The sequence below is a fragment of the Bartonella sp. AP58NXGY genome, from assembly GCF_042195785.1.
GTDB lineage: Bacteria > Pseudomonadota > Alphaproteobacteria > Rhizobiales > Rhizobiaceae > Bartonella.
Map to the genome: position 1 here is coordinate 1 of NZ_JBHIOY010000181.1, position 825 is coordinate 825.

Below are 825 nucleotides of genomic sequence, written 5' to 3' on the forward strand. Positions count from 1 at the left end.
GAAACGTTTTGCACAGACCCTTTCTATAGATTCTGATAAAATTAATAGGGAAGTTTTACCTAATATTGATTGGGTGCAAAAAAGCCTAGAAGGACTACAACCTGTACATGCTGGCCCTTTTCTCCTTCATGGAAGCCATAACCGTAACGATATCCCACAAGGTGTTTTTCCCATTGAAATTGACGCAAATCAAGCTTTTGGCACTGGACATCATGGAACAACAGCCGGTTGTTTAGAAATGATTGCCAAAGTCATGAAACACGAGAATCCACAAAATGCCCTTGATCTTGGAACTGGCAGTGGTGTCTTAGCCATTGGCATAGCAAAGCTCAAAGCTATTGCTATACTTGCATCTGATATTGATCCCATTGCTATTAAAGTTGCACAACACAATATCGCACTCAATGGCGTAGAAAAATATATTAGGGCAATTACAGCAATAGGTTTTGCCCATGATGAAATTGTATCACGTGCGCCCTTTGATCTTATCATTGCCAATATCCTTGCCAATCCGCTTATTGAACTTGCACCAGGAATGGTTCAAGTCCTTCAAAAAGGTGGATCACTTGTACTTTCTGGAATCCTTGAAGAACAACATGATCTTGTATTGGAATCTTATGTAAAACAGGGATTAAAACATCTTGAAACATACCACCGTCAAGGATGGGTTACGATACATCTGAAATAAATGAAAAGGACGTTGTTATGTATCAATCTTTTGAAGCAACAACAAATCCCAGCCATGCTCTCTGGCGTATTTGCTCTCTTCGTAAAGAAGTCGATCGTCTGGGGCTCAATGGTTTTCTTTTTCCCCATAGCGAGTAA

The 825-nt window shown here is 40.0% G+C and carries 1 protein-coding gene; it reads left to right on the forward strand.

Annotation, left to right across the window (positions count from 1 at the left end; all coding sequences use genetic code 11):
* On the forward strand, nucleotides 1-688 hold a 688-nt coding region (locus tag ACFINC_RS10315; RefSeq protein WP_375617152.1), incomplete at its 5' end, for a 50S ribosomal protein L11 methyltransferase.
* Nucleotides 689-825 lie beyond the last annotated feature (137 nt).